General features: G+C 65.3%; 24 protein-coding genes. 12 read left to right on the top strand and 12 right to left on the bottom strand.

From position 1 onward, the window contains the following. Nucleotides 1-61: 61 nt before the first annotated feature. The 6 genes from speB (at nucleotide 62) to ACZ2IA_RS06490 (ending at nucleotide 8,538) form a co-directional block, all read left to right on the top strand. The gene (gene speB / locus ACZ2IA_RS06515; protein WP_470291771.1) at nucleotides 62-1,045 is read left to right on the top strand and encodes an agmatinase; all 984 of its coding nucleotides are present in this window, start codon (nucleotides 62-64) and stop codon (nucleotides 1,043-1,045) included. Between the two features lie 95 nt (nucleotides 1,046-1,140). Next, on the top strand, nucleotides 1,141-2,649 hold the full coding sequence (locus tag ACZ2IA_RS06510) for an aldehyde dehydrogenase family protein (RefSeq protein WP_470291770.1): 1,509 nt from the start codon (nucleotides 1,141-1,143) through the stop codon (nucleotides 2,647-2,649). 168 nt (nucleotides 2,650-2,817) lie between these two features. Beyond that, nucleotides 2,818-4,338: a purine-cytosine permease family protein gene (locus ACZ2IA_RS06505; protein ID WP_470291769.1), complete on the top strand. Its 1,521-nt coding sequence runs from the start codon at nucleotides 2,818-2,820 to the stop codon at nucleotides 4,336-4,338. 45 nt (nucleotides 4,339-4,383) lie between these two features. Further along, entirely contained in the window at nucleotides 4,384-6,072 is a 1,689-nt protein-coding gene (betA, locus tag ACZ2IA_RS06500; RefSeq protein WP_470291768.1) for a choline dehydrogenase, read from the top strand. Between the two features lie 198 nt (nucleotides 6,073-6,270). Continuing rightward, nucleotides 6,271-7,425 (top strand): tyrosine-type recombinase/integrase, encoded by a 1,155-nt coding sequence (locus tag ACZ2IA_RS06495; RefSeq protein WP_470291767.1) that lies wholly within the window; start codon nucleotides 6,271-6,273, stop codon nucleotides 7,423-7,425. Between the two features lie 30 nt (nucleotides 7,426-7,455). After that, the gene (locus ACZ2IA_RS06490; protein WP_470291766.1) at nucleotides 7,456-8,538 is read left to right on the top strand and encodes a calcium:cation antiporter; all 1,083 of its coding nucleotides are present in this window, start codon (nucleotides 7,456-7,458) and stop codon (nucleotides 8,536-8,538) included. Between the two features lie 89 nt (nucleotides 8,539-8,627). Here ACZ2IA_RS06490 and ACZ2IA_RS06485 read toward each other — a convergent pair whose 3' ends face one another. After that, nucleotides 8,628-8,924, bottom strand: a complete 297-nt coding sequence (locus tag ACZ2IA_RS06485; protein ID WP_470291765.1) for a hypothetical protein — start codon at nucleotides 8,922-8,924, stop codon at nucleotides 8,628-8,630. Between the two features lie 243 nt (nucleotides 8,925-9,167). Here ACZ2IA_RS06485 and ACZ2IA_RS06480 point away from each other — a divergent pair, with 243 nt between their 5' ends. Both ACZ2IA_RS06480 and ACZ2IA_RS06475 read left to right on the top strand, forming a co-directional pair. Next, entirely contained in the window at nucleotides 9,168-10,664 is a 1,497-nt protein-coding gene (locus tag ACZ2IA_RS06480; protein ID WP_470291764.1) for an amino acid permease, read from the top strand. A gap of 132 nt (nucleotides 10,665-10,796) precedes the next feature. Further along, nucleotides 10,797-12,170 (top strand): di-heme oxidoreductase family protein, encoded by a 1,374-nt coding sequence (locus ACZ2IA_RS06475; RefSeq protein WP_470291763.1) that lies wholly within the window; start codon nucleotides 10,797-10,799, stop codon nucleotides 12,168-12,170. 49 nt (nucleotides 12,171-12,219) lie between these two features. Here the strand turns inward: ACZ2IA_RS06475 and ACZ2IA_RS06470 are convergent, their stop codons facing one another. The 8 genes from ACZ2IA_RS06470 to ACZ2IA_RS06435 form a co-directional block, all read right to left on the bottom strand. Beyond that, nucleotides 12,220-12,705 carry a phosphatidylglycerophosphatase A family protein gene (locus ACZ2IA_RS06470; RefSeq protein ID WP_470291762.1) on the bottom strand — a complete coding sequence of 162 codons (486 nt, stop codon included), beginning with the start codon at nucleotides 12,703-12,705 and terminating at the stop codon, nucleotides 12,220-12,222. Next, nucleotides 12,689-13,639 carry a thiamine-phosphate kinase gene (gene thiL / locus ACZ2IA_RS06465; RefSeq protein ID WP_470291761.1) on the bottom strand — a complete coding sequence of 317 codons (951 nt, stop codon included), beginning with the start codon at nucleotides 13,637-13,639 and terminating at the stop codon, nucleotides 12,689-12,691. Before thiL ends, ACZ2IA_RS06470 begins: the two co-directional genes overlap by 17 nt. 67 nt (nucleotides 13,640-13,706) lie before the next feature. Beyond that, nucleotides 13,707-14,156, bottom strand: a complete 450-nt coding sequence (gene nusB / locus ACZ2IA_RS06460; protein WP_470291760.1) for a transcription antitermination factor NusB — start codon at nucleotides 14,154-14,156, stop codon at nucleotides 13,707-13,709. A 51-nt stretch (nucleotides 14,157-14,207) separates the two neighbouring features. After that, nucleotides 14,208-14,675 carry a 6,7-dimethyl-8-ribityllumazine synthase gene (ribH, locus tag ACZ2IA_RS06455; protein WP_470291759.1) on the bottom strand — a complete coding sequence of 156 codons (468 nt, stop codon included), beginning with the start codon at nucleotides 14,673-14,675 and terminating at the stop codon, nucleotides 14,208-14,210. 37 nt (nucleotides 14,676-14,712) lie between these two features. Next, nucleotides 14,713-15,825: a bifunctional 3,4-dihydroxy-2-butanone-4-phosphate synthase/GTP cyclohydrolase II gene (gene ribBA, locus ACZ2IA_RS06450; protein ID WP_470291758.1), complete on the bottom strand. Its 1,113-nt coding sequence runs from the start codon at nucleotides 15,823-15,825 to the stop codon at nucleotides 14,713-14,715. Continuing rightward, entirely contained in the window at nucleotides 15,825-16,220 is a 396-nt protein-coding gene (locus ACZ2IA_RS06445) for a hypothetical protein (protein WP_470291757.1), read from the bottom strand. The genes ribBA and ACZ2IA_RS06445 overlap by 1 nt, the downstream gene beginning before the upstream one ends. A 14-nt stretch (nucleotides 16,221-16,234) precedes the next feature. Then, complete coding sequence (locus ACZ2IA_RS06440; RefSeq protein ID WP_470291756.1) at nucleotides 16,235-16,912, bottom strand: Dph6-related ATP pyrophosphatase; 678 nt, start codon at nucleotides 16,910-16,912, stop codon at nucleotides 16,235-16,237. Next, nucleotides 16,912-17,526 (bottom strand): riboflavin synthase subunit alpha, encoded by a 615-nt coding sequence (locus ACZ2IA_RS06435; RefSeq protein WP_470291755.1) that lies wholly within the window; start codon nucleotides 17,524-17,526, stop codon nucleotides 16,912-16,914. The genes ACZ2IA_RS06440 and ACZ2IA_RS06435 overlap by 1 nt, the downstream gene beginning before the upstream one ends. 273 nt (nucleotides 17,527-17,799) lie before the next feature. Here ACZ2IA_RS06435 and ACZ2IA_RS06430 point away from each other — a divergent pair, with 273 nt between their 5' ends. The 3 genes from ACZ2IA_RS06430 to ACZ2IA_RS06420 are packed head-to-tail and all read left to right on the top strand — an operon-like array spanning nucleotide 17,800 to nucleotide 20,986. Beyond that, nucleotides 17,800-19,410, top strand: coding sequence for a peptide chain release factor 3 (locus tag ACZ2IA_RS06430; protein ID WP_470291754.1), 1,611 nt, complete (start codon nucleotides 17,800-17,802; stop codon nucleotides 19,408-19,410). Beyond that, on the top strand, nucleotides 19,410-20,276 hold the full coding sequence (locus ACZ2IA_RS06425; RefSeq protein WP_470291753.1) for a mechanosensitive ion channel domain-containing protein: 867 nt from the start codon (nucleotides 19,410-19,412) through the stop codon (nucleotides 20,274-20,276). Before ACZ2IA_RS06430 ends, ACZ2IA_RS06425 begins: the two co-directional genes overlap by 1 nt. A gap of 38 nt (nucleotides 20,277-20,314) precedes the next feature. After that, on the top strand, nucleotides 20,315-20,986 hold the full coding sequence (locus tag ACZ2IA_RS06420) for a TetR/AcrR family transcriptional regulator (protein ID WP_470291752.1): 672 nt from the start codon (nucleotides 20,315-20,317) through the stop codon (nucleotides 20,984-20,986). A gap of 171 nt (nucleotides 20,987-21,157) precedes the next feature. Here the strand turns inward: ACZ2IA_RS06420 and ACZ2IA_RS06415 are convergent, their stop codons facing one another. From ACZ2IA_RS06415 to ACZ2IA_RS06405, 3 genes are read right to left on the bottom strand one after another with little or no spacing between them, the layout of a single operon-like run. Next, nucleotides 21,158-22,759 carry a GMC family oxidoreductase N-terminal domain-containing protein gene (locus ACZ2IA_RS06415; protein ID WP_470291751.1) on the bottom strand — a complete coding sequence of 534 codons (1,602 nt, stop codon included), beginning with the start codon at nucleotides 22,757-22,759 and terminating at the stop codon, nucleotides 21,158-21,160. Beyond that, on the bottom strand, nucleotides 22,756-23,283 hold the full coding sequence (locus ACZ2IA_RS06410; protein ID WP_470291750.1) for a twin-arginine translocation signal domain-containing protein: 528 nt from the start codon (nucleotides 23,281-23,283) through the stop codon (nucleotides 22,756-22,758). The genes ACZ2IA_RS06415 and ACZ2IA_RS06410 overlap by 4 nt, the downstream gene beginning before the upstream one ends. A gap of 58 nt (nucleotides 23,284-23,341) precedes the next feature. After that, nucleotides 23,342-24,781, bottom strand: coding sequence for a coniferyl aldehyde dehydrogenase (locus tag ACZ2IA_RS06405; RefSeq protein WP_470291749.1), 1,440 nt, complete (start codon nucleotides 24,779-24,781; stop codon nucleotides 23,342-23,344). Nucleotides 24,782-24,878: 97 nt separating this feature from the next. Between ACZ2IA_RS06405 and ACZ2IA_RS06400 the strand changes: the two genes are divergently transcribed. Next, nucleotides 24,879-26,066, top strand: a complete 1,188-nt coding sequence (locus tag ACZ2IA_RS06400) for a vWA domain-containing protein (protein WP_470291748.1) — start codon at nucleotides 24,879-24,881, stop codon at nucleotides 26,064-26,066. The last annotated feature ends 30 nt before the right edge of the window (nucleotides 26,067-26,096 follow it).

The following is a 26,096-nucleotide window of genomic DNA, read 5'->3' as shown; positions in this document are numbered from 1 at the left end:
CGTCAACGGCGGTCGCGATCAAGCGCCGCCGTTCACCAAGAACACCAGAGGAGAGAGAGAAATGCAGAAAAACGGTTACGAGACGGGGCGCCTGGACTTGCCCTTCGTCGGGCATTGCACCTTCGCCAAGTCGCCGGTCTGCCTGGACTGGAACAACATCGACGCCGATGTGGCGATCCTCGGCGCACCGAACGACATGGGCACCCAGTGGCGCTCCGGCGCCCGCTTCGGACCGCGCGGCATCCGCGAGGCGTCGACGCTGTTTTCCTTCGGCCACTCCGGCGCCTACGACCACGAGGACGACACGCTCTACCTGACCCGCGACCAGGTGCGCATGGTCGACGTCGGCGACGCCGACATCGTCCACACCGATATGGCCGCCAGCAACGCAAATATCGAGTTCGCCGTGCGCAAGATCCTCGAATCGGGTGCCATGCCGGTGGTGCTCGGCGGCGATCACTCGATCCACGCTCCGGTGATCAAGGCCTACGAAGGACGCGGCCCGATCCACATCGTGCACTTCGACGCCCACCTGGACTTCGTCGACGAGCGCCACGGCGTGCGCTACGGCCACGGCAACCCGCTGCGCCGCGCCTCGGAGATGAACCATATCGAAGGCATGACGCAACTGGGCATCCGCAATGTCTCCTCGTCGAACCGCGACGACTACGACGCCGCGCGGGCCGCCGGCTCCCAGATCCTGTCGGTGCGCGATGTGCGCCGTCTTGGTACCGAAGCCGTACTCGAACACATCCCGGCCGGCGCCGCCTACTACATCACCATCGACATCGACGGCTTCGACCCATCGATCGCACCGGGCACCGGCACTCCCAGTCACGGCGGCTTCACCTATTACGAGGTGTTGGAAATCATTCAAGCATTGTCCAAGCGCAGCCAAGGCAACATTATCGGCATGGATCTCGTCGAGGTTGCCCCCGCCTACGACCAGGCCGACGTGACATCCATCCTCGCCGCGCAACTGCTGCTGAACAGCCTAGGCTTCATCTTCCATGACCGCGCCAGCAACAAGGCGCGCCACCAGTAAGCACGGCATCACGCACGGACACCCCGTTCGATACGGTCACCCACAAAACCCGCCGCCAAGATGCGGGTAATAGAGAACTATTGAGGAGAAACAAGATGGATGCAGTCGTACAGCAGTATCTGGAACGATTCGGCGTGTCGGAAGCGACGCGACGCTTTCTCGCCAAGCCGCAGAAGATGTTCATCGGCGGCGCCTGGCTCGACAGCAGCGACGGCCAGAGCTTCGATGTGATCGAACCGTCGACCGGCGGCCTGATCACCCGTGTCCCGGCCGGCCACGCCACCGACCTCGACCGTGCCGTGGCCGCCGCTCGGCGCCAGTTCGACGGCGGCGAATGGCGCCGCCTGAAACCACTGGAGCGCGAGCGTCTGCTGCACCGCCTCGCCGACCTGATCGAAGCCAACGCCACCGAACTGGCCGAACTCGAATCGATCGACATGGGCAAATCGGTGATCAATGCGCGCGCCGTCGATATTCAGGGCACGGTCGATACCTTCCGCTACTTCGCCGGCTGGGCGTCCAAGTTGCACGGTCGCACCGTCGAGCCCTCGCTGCCGGGCAACTACCTGGCGTACACCCGCAAGGAACCGCTCGGCGTGGTCGGCGCGATCGTGCCGTGGAATTTCCCGCTGCAGACCATGGCGTGGAAGCTCGCCGCCGCACTGGCGGTCGGCTGCACCACCGTCGTCAAACCGGCCGAACTGACCTCGCTGTCGACGTTGCGTTTTGCTGAGCTGGTCCAGGAAGCCGGCATCCCCGACGGCGTGGTCAACATCGTCACCGGGCGCGGCAGCGTGGTCGGCGCCGCGATGGCCAACCACCCGGGCATCGACAAGCTGACCTTCACCGGCTCGACACCGGTCGGCCGCAACGTTGGCCGAACCGCAGTCGACCAACTCAAACGCGTCACGCTGGAGCTGGGTGGCAAGTCGCCGGTGCTGGTGCTCGACGACGCCGATGTCGCCGCCGCCGCACGCGCGGTGGCCAACGGGGTGTTCTTCAACTCCGGTCAGGTCTGCGACGCCGGCACCCGCGCCTATGTGCATCGCAGCGTCTATGACGCCTTCCTGCAGGAGCTGATTGCCTACACCAGCACGCTGAAGATCGCCCCGGGCCTCGACCCGGACTGCTTCATCGGCCCGCTGGTGTCGGCTCAGCAGCAGGACCGCGTCACCGCCTATATCGACGTCGGCCGTCACGAGGGCGCCGAGCTGGTGTACGGCGGCGGCACCCTCGCCGGCCCGGGCTACTTCGTCGAGCCGACCATCTTCGCCCACTGTCGCAACGATATGCGCATCGTCCGCGAGGAAATCTTCGGCCCGGTACTGGCGACAGCGCCGTTCGACGACCTCGACGACGCTTTAACGCTGGCGAACGACTCGCCGTTCGGTCTGGCCGCAGCGATCTATTCCCGCGATCTGGGCCGCGTCCACAGCCTGATCCCGCGCCTCTCGACCGGCTCGGTATACGTCAATGCCCACGGCACCCTCGACCCGGCCATGCCGTTCGGCGGCTTCAAGGAATCCGGCTTCGGCAAGGACCTCGGCCCGGAGCAGCTCGACCATCTGATGGAGACCAAGGCCGTCTGGATCACCTTGCCCTGACTGCCGCGCCCTTTAGCCCCACACCAGCAGGACCCTACGCTGCGCGGCAAGCCAGCTGTAGCCGGCAACGCGCAACGGGGCTAAAGGAAGCCGGAAAACAAAGAGCAGACAACAAACCAGACTCCTTGTATTTGCATCGTTCTAATCTCTATCGCGATAGGGTACATCATGCAATCCCAGACAAAAGCGGCGGAATTGAAGGCGGCTCACGACGATCAACGTTCGATCGAAGGACATTCGATCGACTTTATTCCCGAACACGAAAGAACCGATAAGCTATCCAGCCAGGGCCCGTTCTGGTTTCTAGGCAACTTCACCTTCTTCACCATGACCATCGGCTTTGTGGGGCCCAGCGTCGGCTTGACCTCCTTCTGGACGACCATAGCCGGCACGCTGGGCATCATGTTCGGCACGCTATTCATGGCCTTTCACGGCTCGCAAGGCCCGCACCTGGGCCTACCCCAAATGATCCAGTCGAGGGCGCAGTTCGGCTATCGCGGCGTCATTCTGGTTCTGCTGGCCACCTTGTTCGTCTTTGCCGGCTTCAACATCGTCAATCTGGTCCTGATGATGCAAGGCCTGAAAACCCTGTTCAACTGGAACCCCATCCAGGTGGCCCTGGCCGTGACGCTGCCCGCCAGCATCCTGGCGATCCTGGGACACGACTGGATGCACCGCAGTTTCAAGTGGGCGCTCTATCTGTCGTTGCCGCTGTATGGCTTGGTTACCCTGGCCGTGCTGATGCACTGGGTGCATGACATCCCCTTGCCTCCGGTAGCGACTGGAGCCGCCGCGCCTGCCGCGCTGGGTTTCAACTGGACCGGGTTCATTGCGCAATTTGCGGCTGCAGCCAGCTACAACATCGCCTACGCTCCCTACGTATCGGACTATTCGCGTTATCTGCCCAAGAACACCCCCAGCGGGAAACTGATCGCCGCGGTATTCCTGGGGGCCTCCCTGTCGGGCGCCTGGATGATTGCCGTGGGTGGGTGGCTGGCCGATCACCTGCACGCGTCGGACGTGCTGGTCGCGCTCAATCAAGTCGGCAGCGATCTGGTTCCGGGCCTGGGCCCCGTCATCGTAGCCGTCACGATTCTGGCGTTTCTGCCGGTCATCGCGATGAACATCTACAGCGCGAAACTGACGGCCATCACCAGCGTCGACTCCTTCAAGAAGGTCCAACCCACGGCCAAGGCCCGCATTCTGGCCATTGTGTTCGTGGTGCTTCTGCAGCTCGGCGTCGCTCTCAGCATTTACACCTCGGGTAAAGGACTCTCCGTCCTGAACATCTACCTGGTGGTGATGCTGTATTTCCTGGTGCCGTGGACCGCGGTCAACCTGACGGATTACTTCTTCGTCCGAAAAGGCCGCTACGCCATCCCGCATTTCTTCCTGCCGCACAAGAACATCTACGGCTCGTGGGGAGCGCGCGGCCTGCTCTCCTACGCCGTTGGCTTCGTAGCGATGATCCCGTTCTTCTGCATCTTCGACGGCGACCACCCCGTCTACGTCGGCCCACTGGCCAAGGCACTCGGCAGTGTCGACCTCGCCTGGCTAGTCGGCCTGATCGTGTCCGGGGTCGCCTATTACGGGTTCTGCCGCTCGCTGGACCTGAAGCGAGAAGAAGCGGTGATCCGGCAGATAGAGCGAACCTCTCCTGAGTTCACAACGGGCGACAAGCGAGCCTAGGCAGCCATGCCGCCTCGCCATGATCAAGACTTTAGTGAGATAGCCATGTCTACCAAACAATTCGACTACATCATCATCGGAGCGGGATCCGCCGGTTGCGTACTCGCCAATCGCCTGAGCGAAGACACCGATGTTTCCGTACTGGTACTGGAATACGGCGGCAGCGACCGCAGCGTCATCATCCAGATGCCGAGCGCGTTCTCGATGCCGATGAACACCAAGAAGTACAACTGGCACTTCGAGACAGAGCCGGAACCGCATCTTAACGGTCGTCGCCTGCATTGCCCGCGCGGCAAGGTGCTGGGCGGCTCCTCATCGATCAACGGCCTGGTCTACATCCGTGGCCATGCCTACGACTTCGACGAATGGGAAGAGCTGGGCGCCAAGGGCTGGGGCTATCGCAACTGCTTGCCCTATTTCCGCCGCGCCGAGAACTACAAGTTCGGCGGGGACGACTATCGCGGTGCGGACGGCCCCTTGAGCACCAACAACGGCAACAATATGCAGAACCCGCTGTATGGCGCCTGGGTGGAGGCCGGCGCACAAGCCGGCTACATCAAGACCGAGGACTGCAACGGCCACATGCAGGAAGGCTTCGGCGCGATGCACATGACCGTCAAGAATGGCGTGCGCTGGTCGACGGCCAATGCCTACCTGCGCCCCGCCATGCAGCGACCGAACCTGACGGTCGTGACCAAGGCGATGACGCGCCAGATCCTGCTGGAGGGAAAACGTGCGGTCGGCGTGATCTACGACCAGGACGGCGTGACGCATACCGTACGCTGCAAGCGCGAGGTACTGGTGTCGTCCGGGCCGATCGGCTCGCCGCACTTGCTGCAGCGCTCCGGCATCGGTCCGGCGGACGTACTGCGCAAGGCGGGGATTGCGGTGAAGCACGATCTTCCCGGGGTTGGCGAGAACCTGCAGGATCACGCCGAAATCTACATCCAGTACGCCTGCAAGGAACCGATCACGCTCAACGGCAAGATGGGATGGTTCGGCAAGCTGATGATCGGCGTGCGCTGGTTGCTGTTCAAGGATGGGCTCGGCGCGAGCAACCACTTCGAAGCGGGCGGCTTCATCCGCTCCGATGTCGGCCTGCGCTGGCCGGACATCCAGTTCCACTTCCTGCCGGCGGCGATGCGCTACGATGGCGACAAGCCGTTCAAGGGGCATGGCTTCATGGTGCTGACCGGGCCGAACAAGCCCAAGAGCCGCGGCTATGTCCGTGTGCGTTCGGCCGACCCCTACGCCCACCCGGAGATTCAATTCAACTACCTGCAAAGCGAAGAAGACCGCGAGGGCTTCCGCCGCTGCGTCCGACTGACCCGTGAAATCATCGGCCAGCCGGCCATGGACCGCTACCGCGAGGCCGAACTGGCGCCGGGGCCCAAGGTCAACTCCGACGAGGAAATCGACGCCTTCGTCCGGGCGAATCTGGAAAGCACCATGCACCCTTGCGGTTCCTGCCGCATGGGCGAGGACGACATGGCGGTGGTCGACTCGGAACTGCGCGTGCGCGGCATTCAAGGCCTGCGCGTGATCGACTCATCGGTGTTCCCGACCGAGCCGAACGGCAATCTGAATGCGCCGACCATCATGTTGGCCGAGCGCGCCGCCGACCTGGTGCGCGGCAAGCCAACGCTGCCGCCGTCGGAGGCCCCGGTCGGGCTGGCCGCGAAGTGGGAAACACAGCAGCGCACCCACGCGCCGGCGCGAGCGGTCGAGGTGTGAGCTAGCGACGACCATCCCCGCGCTTTCCTCGGCCGGTTGCACCGGTCGGCACAAAGGGCCAATCCTACGGGGTTGGCTCTTTGCATTAATAATGGCGGTAGCGAAGGGGCGCTGGACGCGCCCCCATCCACCCCGGGCACGGCCGGACGCGTTACCATGTCGCCCAGCCTGAGACAGCGCCGCCATCCTTACCGCCCCATGAATCAACCGCCCAGTACCTTCCCCCGTTTTGGCGCCGACAAGGCGAGTGACCTCGTCGAGCCGCCCCAGACCGAGTCGCGCCCGCTCATCGCCGCCCGCAGCGACGAGGAACTGGCATTGACCTGGCTGGCCGAGTACGCCGACAGCCCCCGTACCCAGGCGAGCTACCGCAAGGAAGCCGAGCGCCTGCTGCTGTGGTTGCGCCCGCAGCAGCTCACTCTGGCTCGCCTCAACCGCGAGGACGTGCTGGCCTACGAGCGCTTTCTATTGAATCCGCCGGTCGACTGGCTGGGGCCGGCCCGGCCGCGCCACCACCCCGACTGGCGACCGTTGACCGGCCCGCTGTCGCCCGGCAGCGTCCGGCATGCGATGACGGTGCTCGGTGCCCTGTTCGGCTACCTGATCGACGCGGGAGTGCTGCGCGGCAATCCGTTCCGCCTGGTCAAGAAACGCCGCTCCGGCAGCACGGCCAAGCACCTCGGCGTGGAGCGCTTCCTGGACAACGCCAGCTGGCAGTGGGTTCTGGACGAAATCGAGCGGCTCCCCCGGGACACGCCGCGCCAGCAGGATCACGCAGCGCGAGCCGAGTGGCTGTTCACCCTGCTGTACCTGACCGGCGCCCGACGCAGCGAGATCGCCCAGGCACGGATGGGCGACTGCTTCGAGCGGCGTGGCCGCTGGTGGTGGCGCGTCCACGGCAAGGGCGGCAGTGTCGCCGACGTGCCGATCGGCGAGGAGCTGCTGGGCGCACTGGGGCACTATCGACGGCAACTCGGCCTGCCCGAGCGCCCCGCCCCGGAAGAAGAAAACCCGATGGTGGCCCGGGTCACCGGCAGCGCCGAGAAACGTCTCGAACCGCTGTCGGACAAGTCGATCTACCTGATCGTGCGCGAGGTGCTGCGTCGCGCCGCCTCGCGCTGCGACGAGCCAGCCAGCCGCCAGGCGTTGCAGTCGGCCAGTACGCACTGGCTGCGCCACACCGCCGCCAGCCACCAGCTCGACGCCGGCGTGCCGCTGTTGATGGTCAGCCAGAACCTGCGCCACGCCAGCATCCAGACCACCCGGCGCTATCTGCACAGCGAGGAAGACGCCCGACACGGCGAGACCGACAAGCACACCATGACGCGACGCGACAAGCCGGATTCGCTATGATGCCGGCAACATAAACCACCCCGTCGCATCATGTCCCTGCTGAAACAAGAAAAAAGCCTGCTACTGGCCGCGCTGGTTGCCATCGCCGGATTCGCACTGGAGCACACCCTGATGGAAGGCGGCCGCCTGATGGCCGGCGCCATCGCCCTGGCCCTGCTGGCCGTGATCATCGGCGTCGCGCTGCGCGTGGCGCACCACGCCGAGATGTTGGCCGAAAAGCTCGGCGAGCCTTACGGCACGATGATCCTGACGCTGGCCGCGGTGGCGGTCGAGGTGGTGATCCTGGCGATCATGATGCTCGCCGGCGGCAGCCCGACGCTGGCGCGCGACACGGTGTATTCGGCGCTGATGCTGGACATTAACGGCATCCTCGGCATAGCCGCGGTCATCGGCGGCCTGAAGTACGGCGAACAGCCGTACAACCTCGATTCGGGCAATAGCTACGTGTCGATGCTGCTGGTGGCGGTCGGAGTATCGATGTTCGTGCCGGAGTTCGTCCCCGGCGACAAGTGGCAGGCGTTCTCGGCGTTCAACATCGTGGCGATGCTGGTTCTGTACGGGCTATTCCTGCGGATGCAGACCGGCCGGCACAGCTACTTCTTCAGCTACAGCCCGCCCGGCAAGGCACATGACGAAGATGAACACGACACCGCCGCGATCCGCACCGGCCGCCACGCCGGCCTACTGCTGGTCAGTATCGTGCTGATCGGCGTGCTGTCCGAACTGATGGCCGCCTTCCTCGGCAAGGGGCTGGAGGGGAGCGGCCTGCCGACGATCATCCCGGCGATCATCGTCGCGCTGATCTCGGCCAGCCCGGAGATACTCACCGCGATGCGCGCCGCGCTCGACAACCGGATGCAGGCGGTGCTGAACATCGCGCTCGGCGCCTCGCTCGCCACCGTGGTGCTGACCATCCCGGTGATCGAGGGCATCGCGCTCTACACCGGCCAGCCGATCGAGATGGGCATGACGCCAATCCAGACCACGCTGATGCTGCTGACCTTGCTGGTCGCCGCGATCAACCTGAACGACGGCGAGACCAACGCGATCGAGGGCTATACGCACGCTGCGCTGTTCGCGACCTTCCTGTTTCTGTCCGGCATCGGGCTGTAGGTCACCCGCCCCTTCAAAAGGCAGGAAAGACAAAGGGCACCCGAGGGTGCCCTTTTCTGTCTGGATCGCCTTTTAGACGGTGCGTCGGCTCAGAACAGCTCGCCGGTCCGTCCGGTCTGCGACTTGCAGGCGATCACCAGCGCCCGGTTGATCGCCTCTTTCTTGCTGACGCCCCACCACTCGATCATCTTGTCGAGCGACTTCTGCGCCTCGCGCGACAGCTCGACGGTCAGCGACAGCTCCTGCAAGCGCGCCCGGCGCAGTGCCCGGCTGCGACGCTTGCGCTCGGCCACCGTCATCGCCTGCTCGCCCAGCGGCTTGCGGCCCGGCTTCTTCTTGACGCCGCCGATCAGGTCGAAAGTGTAGTGGTCGCAGGGGTCTCGCATGGGAAAGGTGACGGGTCACGACAGGGGGCGCAAGAATAGCATGAATCTTCAGAGAAAGGTTGGCCGAACACGGCGCCGCGCCGGGCCCCGGTTTCCACGCTTGCGACGCCCGCCCTCCACTTATGCAATGTGCAAAAATCGCGCAGCCAACACCGTGACGAAGGGGTTGGCGACAGTCGCCAATAATCGTTTCCCCCGACATTACCGTGTAAAATCGGCCTTTTTCATAAAAAGGTGGACGCCATGCAAGAGCAAGCTGTCGCAGCACGCGACAAGTCAGCGCCCCCCAGCACCTCGGAACCAACGCTACACCGCAGCCTCAAGGCCCGCCACCTGTCCATGATCGCCATCGGCGGCTCGATCGGCACCGGCCTGTTCGTTGCCTCCGGCGCCTCGGTCGCCAGCGCCGGTCCCGGCGGTGCGATCGCCGCCTACCTGCTGATCGGCATCATGGTCTATTTCCTGATGACCAGCCTCGGCGAGCTGGCCGCCCACATGCCGGTCTCGGGCTCGTTCGCCACCTACGGCGCGCGCTTCGTCGACCCGGCGTTCGGCTTCGCGCTCGGCTGGAACTACTGGTACAACTGGGCCGTGACGATCGCGGTGGAGCTGGCCGCCGCGCAGCTAGTGATGAACTACTGGTTCCCGGACATACCCGGCATCTACTGGAGCGCCACCTTCCTGGCGCTGATGTTCCTGCTCAATTACGTGTCGGTGAAGGGCTTCGGCGAGGCCGAATACTGGTTCGCGCTGATCAAGGTGGTCACCGTGATCATCTTCATCGTCACCGGCGTGCTGATGATCGTCGGCATCCTGCGCGGCGGCGCACCGGCCACCTTCGCCAACTTCACCATCGGCGATACGCCGTTTGCCGGCGGCATCCCGGCGATGATCGGCGTGGCGATGATCGCCGGCTTCTCGTTCCAGGGCACCGAACTGATCGGCGTGGCCGCCGGCGAATCGGAAGACCCGCGCCGCAACATTCCGCGCGCGATCCGCAGCGTGTTCTGGCGGATCCTGCTGTTCTACGTGCTGGCGATCTTCATCATCGGCGCGCTGATCCCGTACACCGACCCGAGCCTGCTGAAGAACGACGTCAAGGACATCGGCGTCAGCCCGTTCACCCTGGTGTTCAAGCACGCCGGCCTTGTATTCGCCGCCGGCCTGATGAACGCGGTGATCCTGACCGCGGTGCTGTCGGCCGGCAACTCGGGCATGTATGCCTCGACCCGGATGCTGTATGTGATGGCGACCGAAGGCATGGCGCCGAAGCTGTTCGCCAAGCTGTCGAGCAACGGCGTGCCGCGCAACGCGCTCTACGCCACCACCGCGGTCGGCGCGCTGTGCTTCCTGACCTCGCTGTTCGGCGACAAGACCGTCTACCTGTGGCTGCTCAACACCTCGGGCATGACCGGCTTCATCGCCTGGCTCGGCATCGCGATCAGCCATTACCGCTTCCGCAAGGGCCTGCACGCGCAGGGCCTCTCGATCGAGGATCTGCCCTACCGCGCCAAGCTGTTCCCGTTCGGACCAGTCTTCGCCTTCGCGCTGTGCCTGATCATCGCGCTCGGCCAGGACTACCAGGCGTTCAGCAAGGACACCATAGACTGGGCCGGCGTCGTCGCCACCTACGTCGGCATCCCTCTATTCCTGGCGATCTGGTGGGGCTACCGCCTGAAAAACAAGACCCGCTTCGTGAAGTACAAGGAGATGGACCTGGACGGTCATCACGTCCACTGAACCGTCTCGCTACACAAACAACCCGGCCTCGTGCCGGGTTTTTGTTTGCCGGTGTTCGGCCAACCCTACGGGCTTGACACCGCCATCGTTATATTTTGTTATATATATCGATAACAATCAGCCAGCCCTCGCATGAAACTCCACCCTCTCGCGGTCGCGGTCGTCGCGGCCACCTCGCTCGCCCTGCTGGTCGGCGCCGACAGCGACGCCGATAGTCACCGCCTCGGCGGCCAGGGCAGCGTCAGCCGCCAGGACGAAAACGCCTTCTCGATGCCGGCCGACAATCTCGGCGAGGCGCACCGCGCCGACTTCCTGACCGGCGTCTCGCTGTTTCGCAAGACCTGGTCGGACAGCATCGCCGCCAGCAACCCGCGCCCCGGACTCGGCCCTTTCTTCAACGCCCGCTCCTGCGTCGCCTGCCACCCCGGCGACGGCCGCGGCGCACCGCCCGAGCAGATCGCCGGCCAGCCTGCGGAGCCGCCGCTCGCCTTGCTGTTGCGGCTGTCGATTCCCGCCCAGAAAGGCACACAGCCCGAGCCGGTATACGGCGGCCAGTTCACCACCGAGGCGGTCGCCGGCATCGCGCCGAAAGGCCGGGTCGAGATCAGTTATCGAAGCATTGCCGGCCGCTACGGCGATGGCACGCCCTACCAGCTGCAAAAGCCCGACTACCGGCTGACCACACTCGGCTACGGCTCACTGCATCCGCTCATCCAGGTCTCGCCACGCATCGCCCCGCAGATGATCGGCCTGGGCCTATTGGAGGCAATTAGCGGCGGGGACATCGTCGCCAACGCCCGCCGCCAGCACGGCGACCCGGATGGCATCGCCGGCAGGGTCAACCGGGTCGCCGATCACGAGCGCGGCGCCGACGCCGTCGGCCGCTTCGGCTGGAAGGCCAACGTCGCGAGCCTGTCGCAACAGATCCTCAACGCCTTCAACGCCGACCTCGGCGTCACCTCGGACGCGTTGCCACGAGAGGACTGCCCGCCCGGCCTCGCCGCCTGCCGCCCGCACCCGCCGGAGCTGACCGCGCACCAGTTCGAACCGCTGTTGGTCTACAGCCGCCTACTGGCCGTACCGGCCCAGCGCGATGCCGACAGTGCAGCGGTGCGGCGCGGCCGCCAGCTGTTCGCCACGGCACGCTGCGCCGTCTGCCACCAGCCGCGCTACCGAACCGGCGAGCTGGCTGGCTTTCCCGAGCTGAGCGGTCAAGTCGTCTACCCATACACCGACCTGCTGCTGCACGACATGGGCGAAGACCTGGCCGACCACCGACCGGACGGGCTCGCCAACGGCCGGCAATGGAAGACGCCGCCACTGTGGGGCATCGGCCTGTTCCCGACGGTGAATGACCACAGCCGCTACCTGCACGACGGCCGGGCACGGAATCTGGCCGAGGCAGTGCTGTGGCACGACGGCGAGGCGCGCGCCAGCCGCGAGCGCTTCCGCACGATGAACGCGGCCGACCGCGCCGCGCTGCTGGCCTTCCTCGGCTCGCTCTAGCCATGAAAAAACGGCGCCGCGGCGCCGTTTCATTTCGGTAAGTGCATCTTCACAGCGGCAGCAGCCGCAGCACGATCACCGCCATCGCCGCGGCCAGCGCATCGTCGATCATCACGCCGAAACCGCCGTGCACCTTGGCGTCCAGCCAGCGGATCGGCCACGGTTTGGCGATGTCGAACAGCCGGAACAGCAGGAACGCCGCCAGCCAGCCGACCGCTGTCGGCGGCGCCAACGCCAGCACGGCCAGCATCGCCACGATCTCGTCGACGACGATGCCGCCGTAGTCGTGCACGCCGAGTGCCCTCCCGGTCACCTCGCAGGCCCAGCAGCCAAGCGCAAACAGCGGCAGACAGGCCGCGAGCAACAGGTTGGCCGAAAGGCCCGCCCACAGCCACAGTGCCGCCAGCGGCAGCGCGACCAGCGTGCCCCAGGTGCCCGGCGCCTTGCGCGCGAGCCCCGAGCCGAAACCGAAGGCGATGAAATGCGCCGGGTGGCGGCGCAGGAACGCCCAGTCGGGCTTAAGCAAAGTGGTCATAGCCCATCCTGGCAAGGGTCATCGGCCGGCCCGCCGCGTCGGTGACGCGCAGGCCGGCCTCGGCGTCTATCGTACCGATCCGGGTCAGCCGCACGCCGAGCGACGCGCTCAACGCCGCGATCGCGTCGCGCTGCGCCGGCTCGGCGGTGAACAGCAGTTCATAGTCGTCGCCACCGGCGGCAATGCAGTCGGCCAGCGCCTCGCGCCGTTCGGCCAACCACGGCGCGGTCGGCAGCGCGTCGAAGTTCAGCGTCGCACCGACGCTGGAGCGCTCGAGGATATGCTGCAGGTCGCCGGCCAAGCCATCCGACACGTCGAGGCAGGCGCGCGCCAGCGGCAGCAAGGCCTGACCGAGCTCGACGCGCGGCGTCGGCCAGTCGAGCTTCTGCTGCGCGGCGGCACTCACCTCGGCCGGCGGCGTCACGTCGCCCTTCAGGCGCTGGCGCACCGCCAGCGCGGCGAGGCCCAGTTCGCCGCTGACCCAGATGTCGTCGCCGACCCGGGCCGCGTCGCGGCGCAAGGCGACGCCGTGCGGGGTTTCGCCGAACACCGTCACCGACAGCGTCAGCGGGCCGCGGGTGGTGTCGCCGCCGATCACCGCCACGCCATGCTGTTCGGCCAAGGTGAAGAAGCCGTCGGCGAACGCCGCCACCCACGCCTCGTCCATGCTCGGCAGCGCCACCGACAGCACCACCCAGCGCGGCACCGCGCCCATCGCCGCCATATCGGACAGGTTGACCGCGAGGGTCTTGTGGCCGAGCGCGCGCGGGTCGACGTCGGCGAAGAAGTGCCGCCCCTCGACCAGCATGTCGACCGACACGTGCAGGTCGCAGCCGGGCGACGGGCGGACGATCGCCGCATCGTCGCCGACGCCGAGCACCGCGTTGTGCGCGCTGCGGGTGAAGTAGCGGCGGATCAGATCGAATTCGTTCATCGGTTTTACCGGTTCAGACAGCAAAACACCCGCCGGCGGCGGGTGTTGCGGGCAACTGAGCGTGCGCTCAGGATTCGCGACGCTTGGCGCGCTGGGCCGCCACTTCGTCGGCGCGCACATCGGCCGCCAGCTTGTCGAGCACGCCGTTCACAAACTTGTGACCGTCGGTGCCGCCGAAGGTTTTGGCGATCTCGATCGCCTCGTTGATGATCACCGGATACGGCGTCTCGACGTTGTTGATCAGTTCGTGCGCCGCCATCAACAGGATGGCGCGCTCGACCGGGCTGACCTCGTCGGCCGGGCGCTCGTAGTACGGCGCCAGACGGCTGGACAGGCTCTCCGCCTCGTTCAGCACGCCGAACAGGATGCCGCGGAACAGCGCTTCGTCGGCCTTGGCGAAGTAGTCGTTCTCGCGCAGGTGGCGTTCGATGATCGAAGCCGGACGGTCGGAGTTAAGCTGCCATTCGTAGATGCCCTGAACGGCAAACTCGCGGGCACGGCGTCGTGCGGTTTTCATGAGACTTCCTTCAAAAGATCGGGCGGGCAAGGTTGGCCGAATCGGCCGACCTTACGCGCGCAAGGCGGATTGCAGGTTCGCCATTTCCACCGCGGCGCGGGCGGCGTCGGCGCCCTTTTCCAGCATGCGCACTTCGGCCTGCTCGTCGTTCTCGGTGGTCAGGATCGCATTCGCAATCGGGATGCCGGCGTCGAGGCCGACACGGGTCACGCCCGCGCCGGATTCGTTCGACACCAGCTCGAAGTGATAGGTCTCGCCGCGGATCACCGCGCCCAGCGCCACCAGCGCATCGAAACGGCCGCTCTTGGCCATGCCCTGCAACACCAGCGGCACCTCAAGCGCCCCCGGCACGGTGGCGAGCGTCACGTTCTCGGCCTTCACGCCCAGACGCGCGAGTTCGGCCAGGCAAGCGTCGCGCAGGCCGTGGCAGACGTTCTCGGTGAAGCGCGCCTGTACGATGCCGATGCGCAGCGCTTGGCCGTCGAGGTTGGGTTCCAGGCGTTTGATGGCGTCAAGCATGGTGTTCTCGCAGCGAAATGTCGGAAAGTGCGCGATTTTAACCGATTTCGACGTGGACGTGTTCCGGCTGGATGAAGCCGGTCACCTCCAGGCCGAAGCCGGTCAGGCTCGGCAGGCTGGATTTGCTCGCCATCAGCTTCATCTTGCCGACGCCGAGCGAGGTCAGCATCTGCGCACCGATGCCGAAGGTCTTGCTGTCCCACTTCGGCGCCTTCGGCGCATCGGCGGACGGCAACGCCCGCTCGAGCAGCACCTCGCCGGTTTCGTTGCTATGCAGCAGCACCACCACGCCGCAGCCCTGCTCCTCGATCGCTTCGAGCGCGTTCGGGATGGTCCAGCTGTGCGCACGGCCGAGCGGGTCCAACAGATCGATCACCGACAGCGGCTCGTGCACGCGCACCAGGGTTTCTTCGCCCGGCTTCGGCTCGCCCTTGACCAGCGCCAGGTGGGTCGCGCGGGTCAGCGCGTCGCGGAACGCGAACAGCTCGAAGCTGCCCCACGGCGTGTCGACCAGGCGCGAGCCGACCTTCTCGATCAGGCATTCGGTCTGGCTGCGGTAGTGGATCAGGTCGGCGATGGTGCCGATCTTGAGGTCGTGTTCCTTGGCGAACTCGATCAGGTCCGGCAGACGCGCCATGGTGCCGTCGTCGTTCATGATCTCGCAGATCACCCCGGCCGGCTCCAGCCCGGCCAGCTGCGACAGGTCGCAACCGGCCTCGGTATGGCCGGCGCGCACCAGCACGCCGCCAGGCTGTGCCTTGAGCGGGAAGATATGGCCCGGCTGCACCAGGTCGGACGGCTTGGCGCCCTTCTTCACCGCGGCAAGCACGGTGCACGCACGGTCGGCGGCGGAGATGCCGGTGGTGACGCCCTCGGCGGCTTCGATCGACACGGTGAAGTTGGTGCTGTAGACGGTGCCGTTATTGCTGACCATCAGCGGCAGGTCGAGCTGCCGACAGCGTTCGGCCGACAGGGTCAGGCAGATCAGGCCGCGGCCGTACTTGGCCATGAAGTTGATCGCTTCCGGGGTAACGTGCTCGGCGGCCATTACCAGGTCGCCTTCGTTCTCGCGGTCTTCGGCGTCCACCAGCACGACCATTTTGCCGGCCTTGATGTCGGCGATGATGTCCTGAATCGGAGAGATGCTCATTATTTACCCAATCCTATTCTACTTCCGATCAAAATAGCTAAGATCTGAGGGGCCGCCATTATTAGCAACAGGGCAAGCCCAATCAGAACAACAACTACTCGCTTTATCTTTTTTTCGGCTTGACGCCAAAGCTTAAATCTTTGCGTTACCGTCTTATCAGATGACTTTGGCAAAAGTACATCTAGAGTTCTATGGGCCAGCAGAAACGTGTTGTAAGCTGCAACCACAATCATTACATAAGCGCTTACATACACTGCTATTTCATAAGCCCATCCTGACAGCCCCAATAGATTCTCATTTTCTATGACATATTTGAGAACGCCGGCCATCCCAGCAACAAAGACTGTCACTTCAACATAGTATTTAAAGTTCTCAGCAAAGTCTTTTGAGAACATTTTCTCCGACATATTCACTGCCCGCAATCGCTTAAAGCCAATTCAAGCATGGCGTAACCGTCGTGCCTGTGCCGGGCGACTTCGACCAGCGGCAAGGGTTGGCCAAACAAGGGGCCGTCAGTCACCAGCGTATGGAACTCGCCCGCTTCACCGCACGGGTCGATGCCGTCGGCGAGCATCTTGTCGATCAGCGCCGCGTCGAGCGTCGCGCCCAGATAGCCATCGGACGGCATCAGCTGTTCGTTGACCACCACGATCACCGCCTTGAAACCGGCGGCGACGAACTCGTTGACGAGATCGATGCGCCGCTCCTGCCACAGCGGCAAGCTGGCTTCGAGCCCGGCGCGGGCGCAGACCTTTTCTTCCCACTCGCGGTGCGCGTCCAGATCGATGTCGCCGAATACCGCCAGCTCGGCGCCGTCGGCCCGCAGCTTCTGCAGCGCGTCGACGAATACTTCTTCATAGCTCTGCCAGCTGGCGTTGGCGGTGACCAAGGGCAGGCCCATCGCCGCCGCTTGTGCGTACATCACCTCGGGGCGCACCCCATGCGAGCGGCTGCGCGCGCCGTCCTCATCGAGCATATTGAACAGCGCCAACGACCGGCCGCCGGTCTTGAGGGTGCGATAGAGCGCCAGGCAGGAATCCTTGCCGCCGCTCCAGGAGGCAACGAAGCGCTTGCCGGCTAGCGACATCAGGCCTGGCCCCGCTGCGCCATCACCCGCTCGACCGTGTCGACGATCGCCTGCGTCTGCGGGTCGATCTCGATATTGATCGCGTCGCCGGCCTTGCGCCACGCCAGGTTGGTGCGTTGCATCGTTTCCGGGATCAGATGGACGCAGAAGGCGTTGTCCTTCACCTCGCCGATGGTCAGACTGCAGCCGTCGATGCCGATGTAGCCCTTGGTGAACACGTAGCGGGCGTACTCGGCCGGCAGGCGGAACCAGATGGTGCGGTTGTTCGGGATGTCGATCACCTCGAGCACTTCGGCCAACGCGATGATGTGACCGGACATCGCATGGCCGCCGATCTCGTCGCCGAACTTGGCGGCGCGCTCGACGTTGACCCGGTCGCCAACCTGGAGCTCGCCGAGGTTGGTCACGCGTAGCGTTTCCTGCATCAGGTCGAACGACACCCGGTCGCCATCGACCCGGGCGACGGTCAGGCAGCAGCCGTTGTGGGCGATGGACGCACCCAGCTCGATGCCGGGCAGCAATTCGGCCGGCAGACGCAGGATGTGGGTGCGGAACTGCTGTTTTTCTTCGATGGCGACGACTTCGGCCGTGCCCTGGACGATACCGGTGAACATGCGGGGCCTCGTGGAGACGACACCGGCCGCCGGGCGGCGACCGGCCAAAGCCCCATGATAGCGGAAACCGCCCGCCCCGCCGAGCTTGGCCGAACGGGCGTTTGGAGCCGGATCAGAAGCGTTGCGTCCAGCGGGGTTGACTGACGGGTCATCGCATTTCGTTTTCTTTAGAATCATTTGCATTGCAACACGATGGCGCACCACGCAAATCCCCCATCGCGACAGGTTCTTAAGGTAAAATCACCTGTTTTGTTTCACGCAGCCCGAACCACGATGTCCACCGAACTGACGAAAATCGCCGAAGAAGTCGCCCGCCGCCGCACCTTCGCCATCATCTCCCACCCCGACGCGGGTAAAACCACGCTGACCGAGAAGCTCTTGCTGTTCTCGGGCGCGATCCAGATGGCCGGCACGGTAAAAGGCAAGAAGACCGGCAAATTTGCGACGTCGGACTGGATGGAGATCGAGAAACAGCGCGGCATCTCGGTCGCGTCGTCGGTGATGCAGTTCGACTACCGCGACCACACGGTCAACCTGCTCGACACCCCGGGCCACCAGGACTTCTCGGAAGACACCTACCGGGTGCTGACCGCGGTGGACAGCGCGCTGATGGTGATCGACGCGGCCAAGGGCGTGGAAGCGCAGACGATCAAGCTGCTCAACGTCTGCCGCCTGCGCAACACGCCGATCGTCACCTTCATGAACAAGTACGACCGCGAGGTGCGCGATTCGCTCGAGCTGCTCGACGAAGTGGAAAGCGTGCTGGACATCCGCTGTGCGCCGGTGACCTGGCCGATCGGCATGGGCAAGACCTTCCGCGGCGTGTACCACATGCTGCGCGACGAGGTGCTGCTGTTCGAGGCCGGCACCGAAAAGATCAGCCTCGACGTCGAAGTGATCCAGGGCATCGACAACCCGCGTCTGGACGAGCTGTTCCCGCTCGAGATGGAACAGCTGCGGATGGAGATCGAGCTCGTGAAGGGTGCCTCGCATCCATTTGTATTGGAAGAATTCCTGGCCGGCACGCTCACGCCGGTATTCTTCGGCTCGGCGATCAACAACTTCGGCGTGCGCGAAATCCTCAATGCGCTGATCGACTGGGCGCCGATGCCGGCGCCGCGCGACGCGACCGCGCGTGACGTGGCGCCGACCGAAGAGCCATTCTCCGGCTTCGTGTTCAAGATCCAGGCGAATATGGACCCGAAACACCGCGACCGGATCGCCTTCCTGCGCGTGTGCTCGGGCAAGTTCGAACGCGGCATGAAGATGAAGCACCTGCGCCTGAACCGCGACATCGCCGCGTCGAGCGTGGTGACCTTCATGTCGCACGACCGCGAGATCGTCGAGGAGGCGTTCGCCGGCGACATCATCGGCATCCCCAACCACGGCAATATCCAGATCGGCGACAGCTTCTCCGAGGGCGAACAGCTGGCGTTCACCGGCATCCCGTTCTTTGCGCCGGAACTGTTCCGCTCGGTGCGGATCCGCAACCCGCTGAAGATGAAGCAGCTGCAGAAGGGCCTGCAGCAGCTCGGCGAAGAAGGCGCGGTGCAGGTGTTCAAGCCGCACAGCGGCGGCGACCTGATCCTCGGCGCGGTCGGCGTGCTGCAGTTCGAGGTGGTCTCGTCGCGCCTGGCCGGCGAATACGGCGTCGACGCGCTGTTCGAATCGGCCAGTATCTGGTCGGCGCGCTGGGTGTCGTGCGACGACCGCAAGAAGCTCGAGGAATTCGAGCGGGCCAATCTGCACAATCTGTCGATCGACGCCGGCGGCAACCTCGCCTACCTCGCGCCGAACCGCGTCAACCTGCAGCTGACGCAGGAACGCTGGCCGGACATTGTGTTCCACGAGACCCGCGAGCACGCGGTGAAGCTCAACGACTGATGGCGATCGCCGACTGGTTCAACCACCTCGAGCACGGCTACGTGACCGACCTGATGCGGTCGATCGGGCTGATCGTGATCCTGATCGTGGTGCGGGCGGTGATCCTGCGCTCGCTATCGGCCAACCCGCACATCCCGATCGAGGCACGCCGGCGCTGGTCGGTGAACCTGCGCAACGCCGGGTTCCTGCTCGGCCTGTTCGGCCTGGTCACCATCTGGGCGCGCGAGCTGGAGACCTTCGCGCTGTCGATGGTGGCGTTCGTCGCCGCGATGGTGGTGGCGACCAAGGAGCTGATCATGTGCGTGGGCGGGGCGTTCCTACGCACGATGAGCAACAGCTACACGCTCGGCGACCATATCGAGGTCGGCCAGTACCGCGGCCGGGTGGTGGACATCACGCTATTCTCCACCACCATCATGGAGATCGGCCCGAACCACGCGGCGCACCAGTTGACCGGGCGGGCGATCAGCCTGCCCAACAGCCTGATGCTGACCCACGCGGTAATCCGCGAAAATTACATGGGCGACTTCGTGGTGCACGTCATCACCGTGCCGGCGCCGTACTCGCTCGACCCGGCCAGTACCGAGGCGATGCTGCTCGATACCGCGCGCACCATCTGCGACCCCTTCCTCGCCGACGCCCGCCGCCACATGAACCACATCGAAGAGCGCTACCTGATCGACATCCCGTCGGTCGAGCCGCGCATCGCGATCCAGCCAGTCGACGACAAGCTGTACCGGCTGCTCCTGCGCGTCGCCATCCCGGCAAAGGAGCGCCATCGCGTCGAGCAGGCGATCCTGCACCGCTTCATGTTCCGGACTTACGGCAGCAAGCCCGAGGCAGAAACGGTCGCTCACGCCAATTAGAGCAATTGCTTCAAACATGTGATATGCTCGCGCTTTATGTGACCGACCTCCTCCTTCCCGTCGCCATGAGCAAGACGCGCATCAAGACCTACGACCGCATCGTCCAGGAGAGCCTGAAGCTATTCAACGAACAGGGCGAACGCAGCATCACCACCAACCACATCGCCGCGCACCTGGGCATCAGTCCGGGCAACCTCTACTACCACTTCCGCAACAAGGAAGAGATCGTCTACCAGATCTTCCTGCAGTACCGCGACTTCATCAATGAACGCCTGTCCGTGCCGTCCGACCGCCGCATGACGGTCGACGACCTGGTGAATTACCTCGATACCGCCTTCCTGGCGATGTGGCAGTTCCGTTTCATGTTCTACGACCTGCCGGGCCTGTTGGCGCGCAACCCGCAGATGCAGTCGGACTACCACCAGTTCGTGCACACCGAGATGAAGGGCATCCTCACCGGCCACTTCCGCGAGTTCATCAAGCTGGGCTTACTGAAGATGGACGAGGCCGACATCGAACCGATCACCCTCAACATCTGGCTGGTGGTGAAGTTCTGGTTCGCCTTCGAGCAGACCGCCTGGCCCGACGTGCCGATCACCGAGGCATCGAGCCGCCGCGGCGTGCGCCAGGTGCTGTCGCTGCTCAAGCCCTACGTTCAGGCTGACTTCATGCCGGTGTTCGAGCAGCTGACGGCGCGCTACGCAGACTGATCACCGTTCTGCCCGCCCAGCATGAAAAACCCCCGGCACCATGCCGTGGGTTTTTGTCGTCGGCGGTTCGGCGCCGCCGCCGCACCGAGGCCAACAATCTAATGAAGCGCCGAATCACCATACCGAAACGAGCCGGTCGACCCACGGGCGAGCGCGGGCAGCCGGCGCAACCTAGCCCGCCGCCATCCGCTTCTGCAGCGCATCGGCGGCGCGCAGCGCAAACGCGTACACCGACAGCTGCGGGTTGGCGCCGATGCTGGTCGGAAACACCGAGCCGTCGATCACGGTCAGGTTCTTCACCTGCCAATGTTGGCCGAAGGCGTTGACCACCCCGCTCTGCTCGTCCGGCCCCATCGCCGCACCGCCCATCACGTGCGCGCTGACCACCCGCGCCAGCACCGGCTTGAGCGGCAGCTCGCCGATCTGCCGTTTCGCCTCGGCCCAGCTCTTCACCGGACTGGCCGACTCGTGCACCGTCAGCACGCTTTGCGCGCCGGCGGCGAACTGCACCTCGGCCATCGTCAGCCAGGCGCGGCGGATGCCGTCCCACAGCGTGTCGCTGATCATATAGTCGAGCACCGGCGTGCCGTCGTCGCGCAGCACCACCCGGCCGCCGTTGCTGCCCGGGTTGAAGCCGTCGCGCAGCAAGGCCAGCGTCACCTGCATATTCGGCAGCGAACGCATCAGCTCGGCGTGTGCTGGGCCGAAGCCGCACAGCGTCGTCGCGCCGAGCAGCGGGTGTACCGGCGGCACTTCCAGCTTGTAGCCGACCGGGCCGTCGATCGCCTGGGTGTGCAGGAAGTGGTCGGAATAGACGGTCTGCGGCGCGCCGGCAAACGGCTCGACCCGTTCGGCAAACTGCGCGCCGGACAGGCATACCGGATGCAGGAAGGTGCGCGTGCCGGTCAGCCGCAGCGGGTCCTTCAGCTGGCTGCGCAGCAGGATCGCCGGCGTTCCGATCGCACCGGCTGACAGCACGATTTCCTTGGCGCGCAGCGTCACCATACGGCCGGTCGGCCGGATTCCGGCGGCGTCGAGCGCTACCGCACCGATCGCGACGACGCGCGAGCCGTCCTCGCTGGTCAGCAGCCGCTCCACCCGCACCCGGGTCAACAGCCGGGCACCGGCGTCGAGCGCGGCCGGGATCGTCGTCACCAGCATCGACTGCTTGGCATTGGTCGGACAGCCCATGCCGCAGTAGCCGATGTTCCAGCAGCCCTTCACATTGCGTCGCACCCGGCCGTGGCTCAGCCCGAGCGCCGCGCAGCCCTTGCCGAGCAGGCTGTTGTTGGCGTTCGGCTCGACCTGCCAGTCGGCGATACTGAGGCGCTGCTCGGCCTCGTCGAACCACGGTGCCATCGCCCCTTCGGTCAGCTCCTTCAGCCCCAGCCATTCGCGCCAGTAGGTCAGCGTTTCGGGCGGGGTGCGGAACGAGCTGGTCCAGTTGACCGTGGTCGAACCGCCGACGGTACGGCCCTGCAGGATGGTGATGCCCTTGTCGGCGGTCTGTCGGCCAGCCGCTTCCTGGTACAGTTCCGGGTAAGCCTTGGCTTCGTCGAGCCGGAAATCGCGCGAACTCTTCAGCGCGCCCTCCTCGACCAGGATCACCGACAGCCCGGCCTTCGCGAGCCGCTCGGCCGTCATGCCGCCACCGGCGCCGCTGCCGACGATCACCACGTCGGCCGAAAGGCTCAGGTTGTCGGTCAGCGTCGCGCCATCGGTCACCTTCCAGCCGCGCGCCAGCCCTTCGGCAACCGGATCGACGATGCTCATTGCAGCACCCCCATTACCTGCACGGGCTGCTGATAGCCGATGCCGGCCCAGCTCTTCGGGTTGCCGTACCAGGCGGCGTTGATCAGGCTGTGCAGCGCCTGGTAGCCGGTGCGCAGCAGCACGAACGCGCCGTGCTGCCAGTTCGCCAGGAACGCCGCCGCCTCGTCGGGCCGCACCTCGGCCCACGGCGAGCGCACGCCGGCCAGCCAGCGCCGCAGCCAACGGTTCTGCAGCAGGTCGAACAGCCCGCGCACCTCCTGCTGCACCGCCAGCGGCAAGGCGAGGATCGCCCGGTCGACGCCGGCGACCAGCTCGTCGAGCGACGGCTCAGCGCCGCCCGGCGAGAGGCCGATCATCGCCGGGCCGATCGCGCGCACGATAGGCACGTCGTGCTCGGTGAGAAAGTCGAGCTTGCTGGCCGCGGCAACGGCGCGCTCTTCGGCCGGCGCTGCCAGGTAGCCGGCGGCGAGCAGCGCCACCGCACCGACGGCGCCGGTCTTGATCAATTGACGACGGGTCAACATCGTGGAGGGATTCCCTTGTTCAGGACGCCAGCGGGCGTCAAAAGCGGTAACGGTGTGTTTATTTCTTATTGGCGCGACCGAGCATGCGCTTGAGCAACCACTCAACCTTGGCGCCGTACGGCGGCCGGACTATCCACATGCCGTTCAAACGCGGCTGGCGGAACACCGGCTTCATCTTTGAAAAGGTCTGGAAGCCCTCCTGCCCGTGATAGTGCCCCATGCCGGACGGACCGACCCCGCCGAACGGCAATTCGTGCTGGCCGACGTGCAGCACCGTGTCGTTGATCGTGACGCCGCCGGACACAGTGCTCTGCAGCACATGGCGGGTGCGCAGCAGATCGGTGTCGAACAGATAGAGCGCCAGCGGCCGCGGCCGCTCGTTGACGTAGGCGAGCGCCTCGTCGAAGTGCTGGTAACTGATCACCGGCAGGATCGGGCCGAAGATTTCTTCCTGCATCAGCGCACAGTGCTCGGGCGCGTCGAACACCAGGGTCAGTGGGAACACCCGGCTCTGGCCCAGGTCTTCACCCGCCGGGTTGACGGTGACGACGCGCGCGCCGGCCTGTTCCGCCTCGGCGAGCCAGCCACGCAGCCGCGCCATGTGCCGATCGTTGACGATGTAGCTGTAGTCGGGATTGTCGGCGAGCTTCGGGTACAGCCTCGCGGCGTGCTTGCGCAGCGCGTCGGCCAGCACGTCGCGGTCGCCTTCGCTGACCAGCAGGTAGTCGGGCGCGACGCAGGTCTGGCCGGCGTTCATCAGCTTGCCGACCACGATGCGCTCGGCGGCCCGCTCCGGATCGAAGCCCGGCGCGACGATGACAGGCGACTTGCCGCCCAGCTCCAGCGTCACCGGCGTCAGGTTGGCCGAAGCGGCGCGCATCACCTGGCGGCCGACCGCGGTCGAACCGGTGAACAGCAGGTGGTCGAACGGCAGCGCCGTGAACGCCTGTGCCACCTCCGGCCCGCCGTTGACCACGGTGACCAGATCGTCGCCGAAATAGCGTTCGGCCAACCTGGCGAGCAGCTCGCCGCAGGCCGGGGTGTATTCGGACACCTTCACCATCACCCGGTTGCCAGCCGCGAGAGCGGCGGTGAGCGGCCCCAGCGCCAGGAAAATCGGGTAGTTCCACGGCACCACGATGCCGACCACACCCAAGGGTTGCGGCAGCACTTCGGCGATCGCCGGCTGGAACCAGATCGACACCCCACGTCGCTCCGGCCGCATCCAGCGTTTGAGCTCGCGCCGCGCCTGGCGCACCCCCTCGATGGTCGGGAACAACTCGATCAGCCGCGTCTCCACCGTGCTGCGCCGGCCGAAGTCGGCGTTGACCGCTGTCACCCATTCGTCCTGGTGGTCGAGCGTCAGCTGTTCCAACGCGGCGAGCTGGCGTTGCCGCTCCTCGAGCGTCGGATACGGCGCACGCCGGCTGACCGCGTGCAGGCGCTCGAACGCGGCCTGCAGGTCGGTCGCGGTGCCGGGCTGTTGCGGAGCGTTCATATGCTATCCTCGTGACGTGTGGCCACATCGGCCAAACGATTGTTTAGAGCCTAGACTCTAAAAAGACTAGCACGCCAACCCCGAACTGTCACCCTCCATGCTGCTCGATTTTTTCTGCGCGCTACGCGCCGCCGGCCTGCCGGTGTCGCTGAAGGAATTCCTCACCCTGCTCGAGGCGCTAGCCGCGCATCTGGCGTTCGGCAGTCTGGACGATTTCTACGTGCTGTCGCGCGCCGCGCTGATCAAGGACGAGAAACATTTCGACCGCTTCGACCAGGCCTTCGGCGCGTTCTTCAACGGCGCAGGCGAGCTACCGCAGGACCTGCAGACCGCGATCCCCGACGACTGGCTCCAAAAACAGATCGAGAAATTCCTCACTGACGAGGAGAAGCAGCAGCTCGAGGCGCTCGGCTACGACGAGCTGATGAAAAGGTTGGCCGAACGGCTGAAGGAACAGCATGAGCGTCACCAGGGCGGCAGCAAGTGGATCGGCACCGGTGGCACCAGCCCGTTCGGCGCCTACGGCTACAACCCGGCCGGGGTACGCATCGGCCAGAACGAGTCGCGCCACCGCCGCGCGGTGAAGGTGTGGGACCAACGCGAGTTCCGCAATTACGACGACTCGGTCGAGCTCGGCATCCGTAGTATCAAGCTGGCGCTACGCCGACTGCGCGAGTTCGCGCGCGAGGGCTCGGCCGAACGGCTCGACCTCGACGAGACCATCCATGCCACCGCGGCGCGCGGCGGCCTGCTCGACATCAAGATGACGCCGGAGCTGCACAACGCGGTGAAGGTGCTGGTGCTGTTCGACGTCGGCGGCTCGATGGACGACCACGTGCGGCTGTGTGAGGAGCTGTTTTCGGCGGTCAAGACCGAGTTCAAGCATCTCGACTACTTCTACTTCCACAACTGCGTGTACGAACGGGTGTGGAAGGACAATGCGCGGCGCCAGAGCAATATCGTCTCGACCTGGGACCTGATCCACACCTTCGGCCGCGACTACAAGCTGATCTTCGTCGGCGATGCCAGCATGAGCCCGTACGAGATCGTCTACCCCGGCGCCAGCGTCGAGCACAACAACGCCGAGGCCGGCGAAGCCTGGCTCAAACGCCTGACCGACCACTTCCGCCACGTCGCCTGGCTCAACCCCGAGCCCGAGGCACGCTGGGAGTACAGCCACTCCACCGAGATCATCCGCGAGCGCATCGGCAACCGGATGTTCCCGCTGACCTTGGCCGGGCTCGACGCCGCGATGCGCAGCCTGCGCGGCGGCGCCGGCACATGACAAGCGTCCGGCCAACCAGTACCATCAGCC

Source organism: Crenobacter sp. CS_VA4 (assembly GCF_055597485.1).
This window is presented reverse-complemented; position numbering and strand designations above follow the sequence as displayed.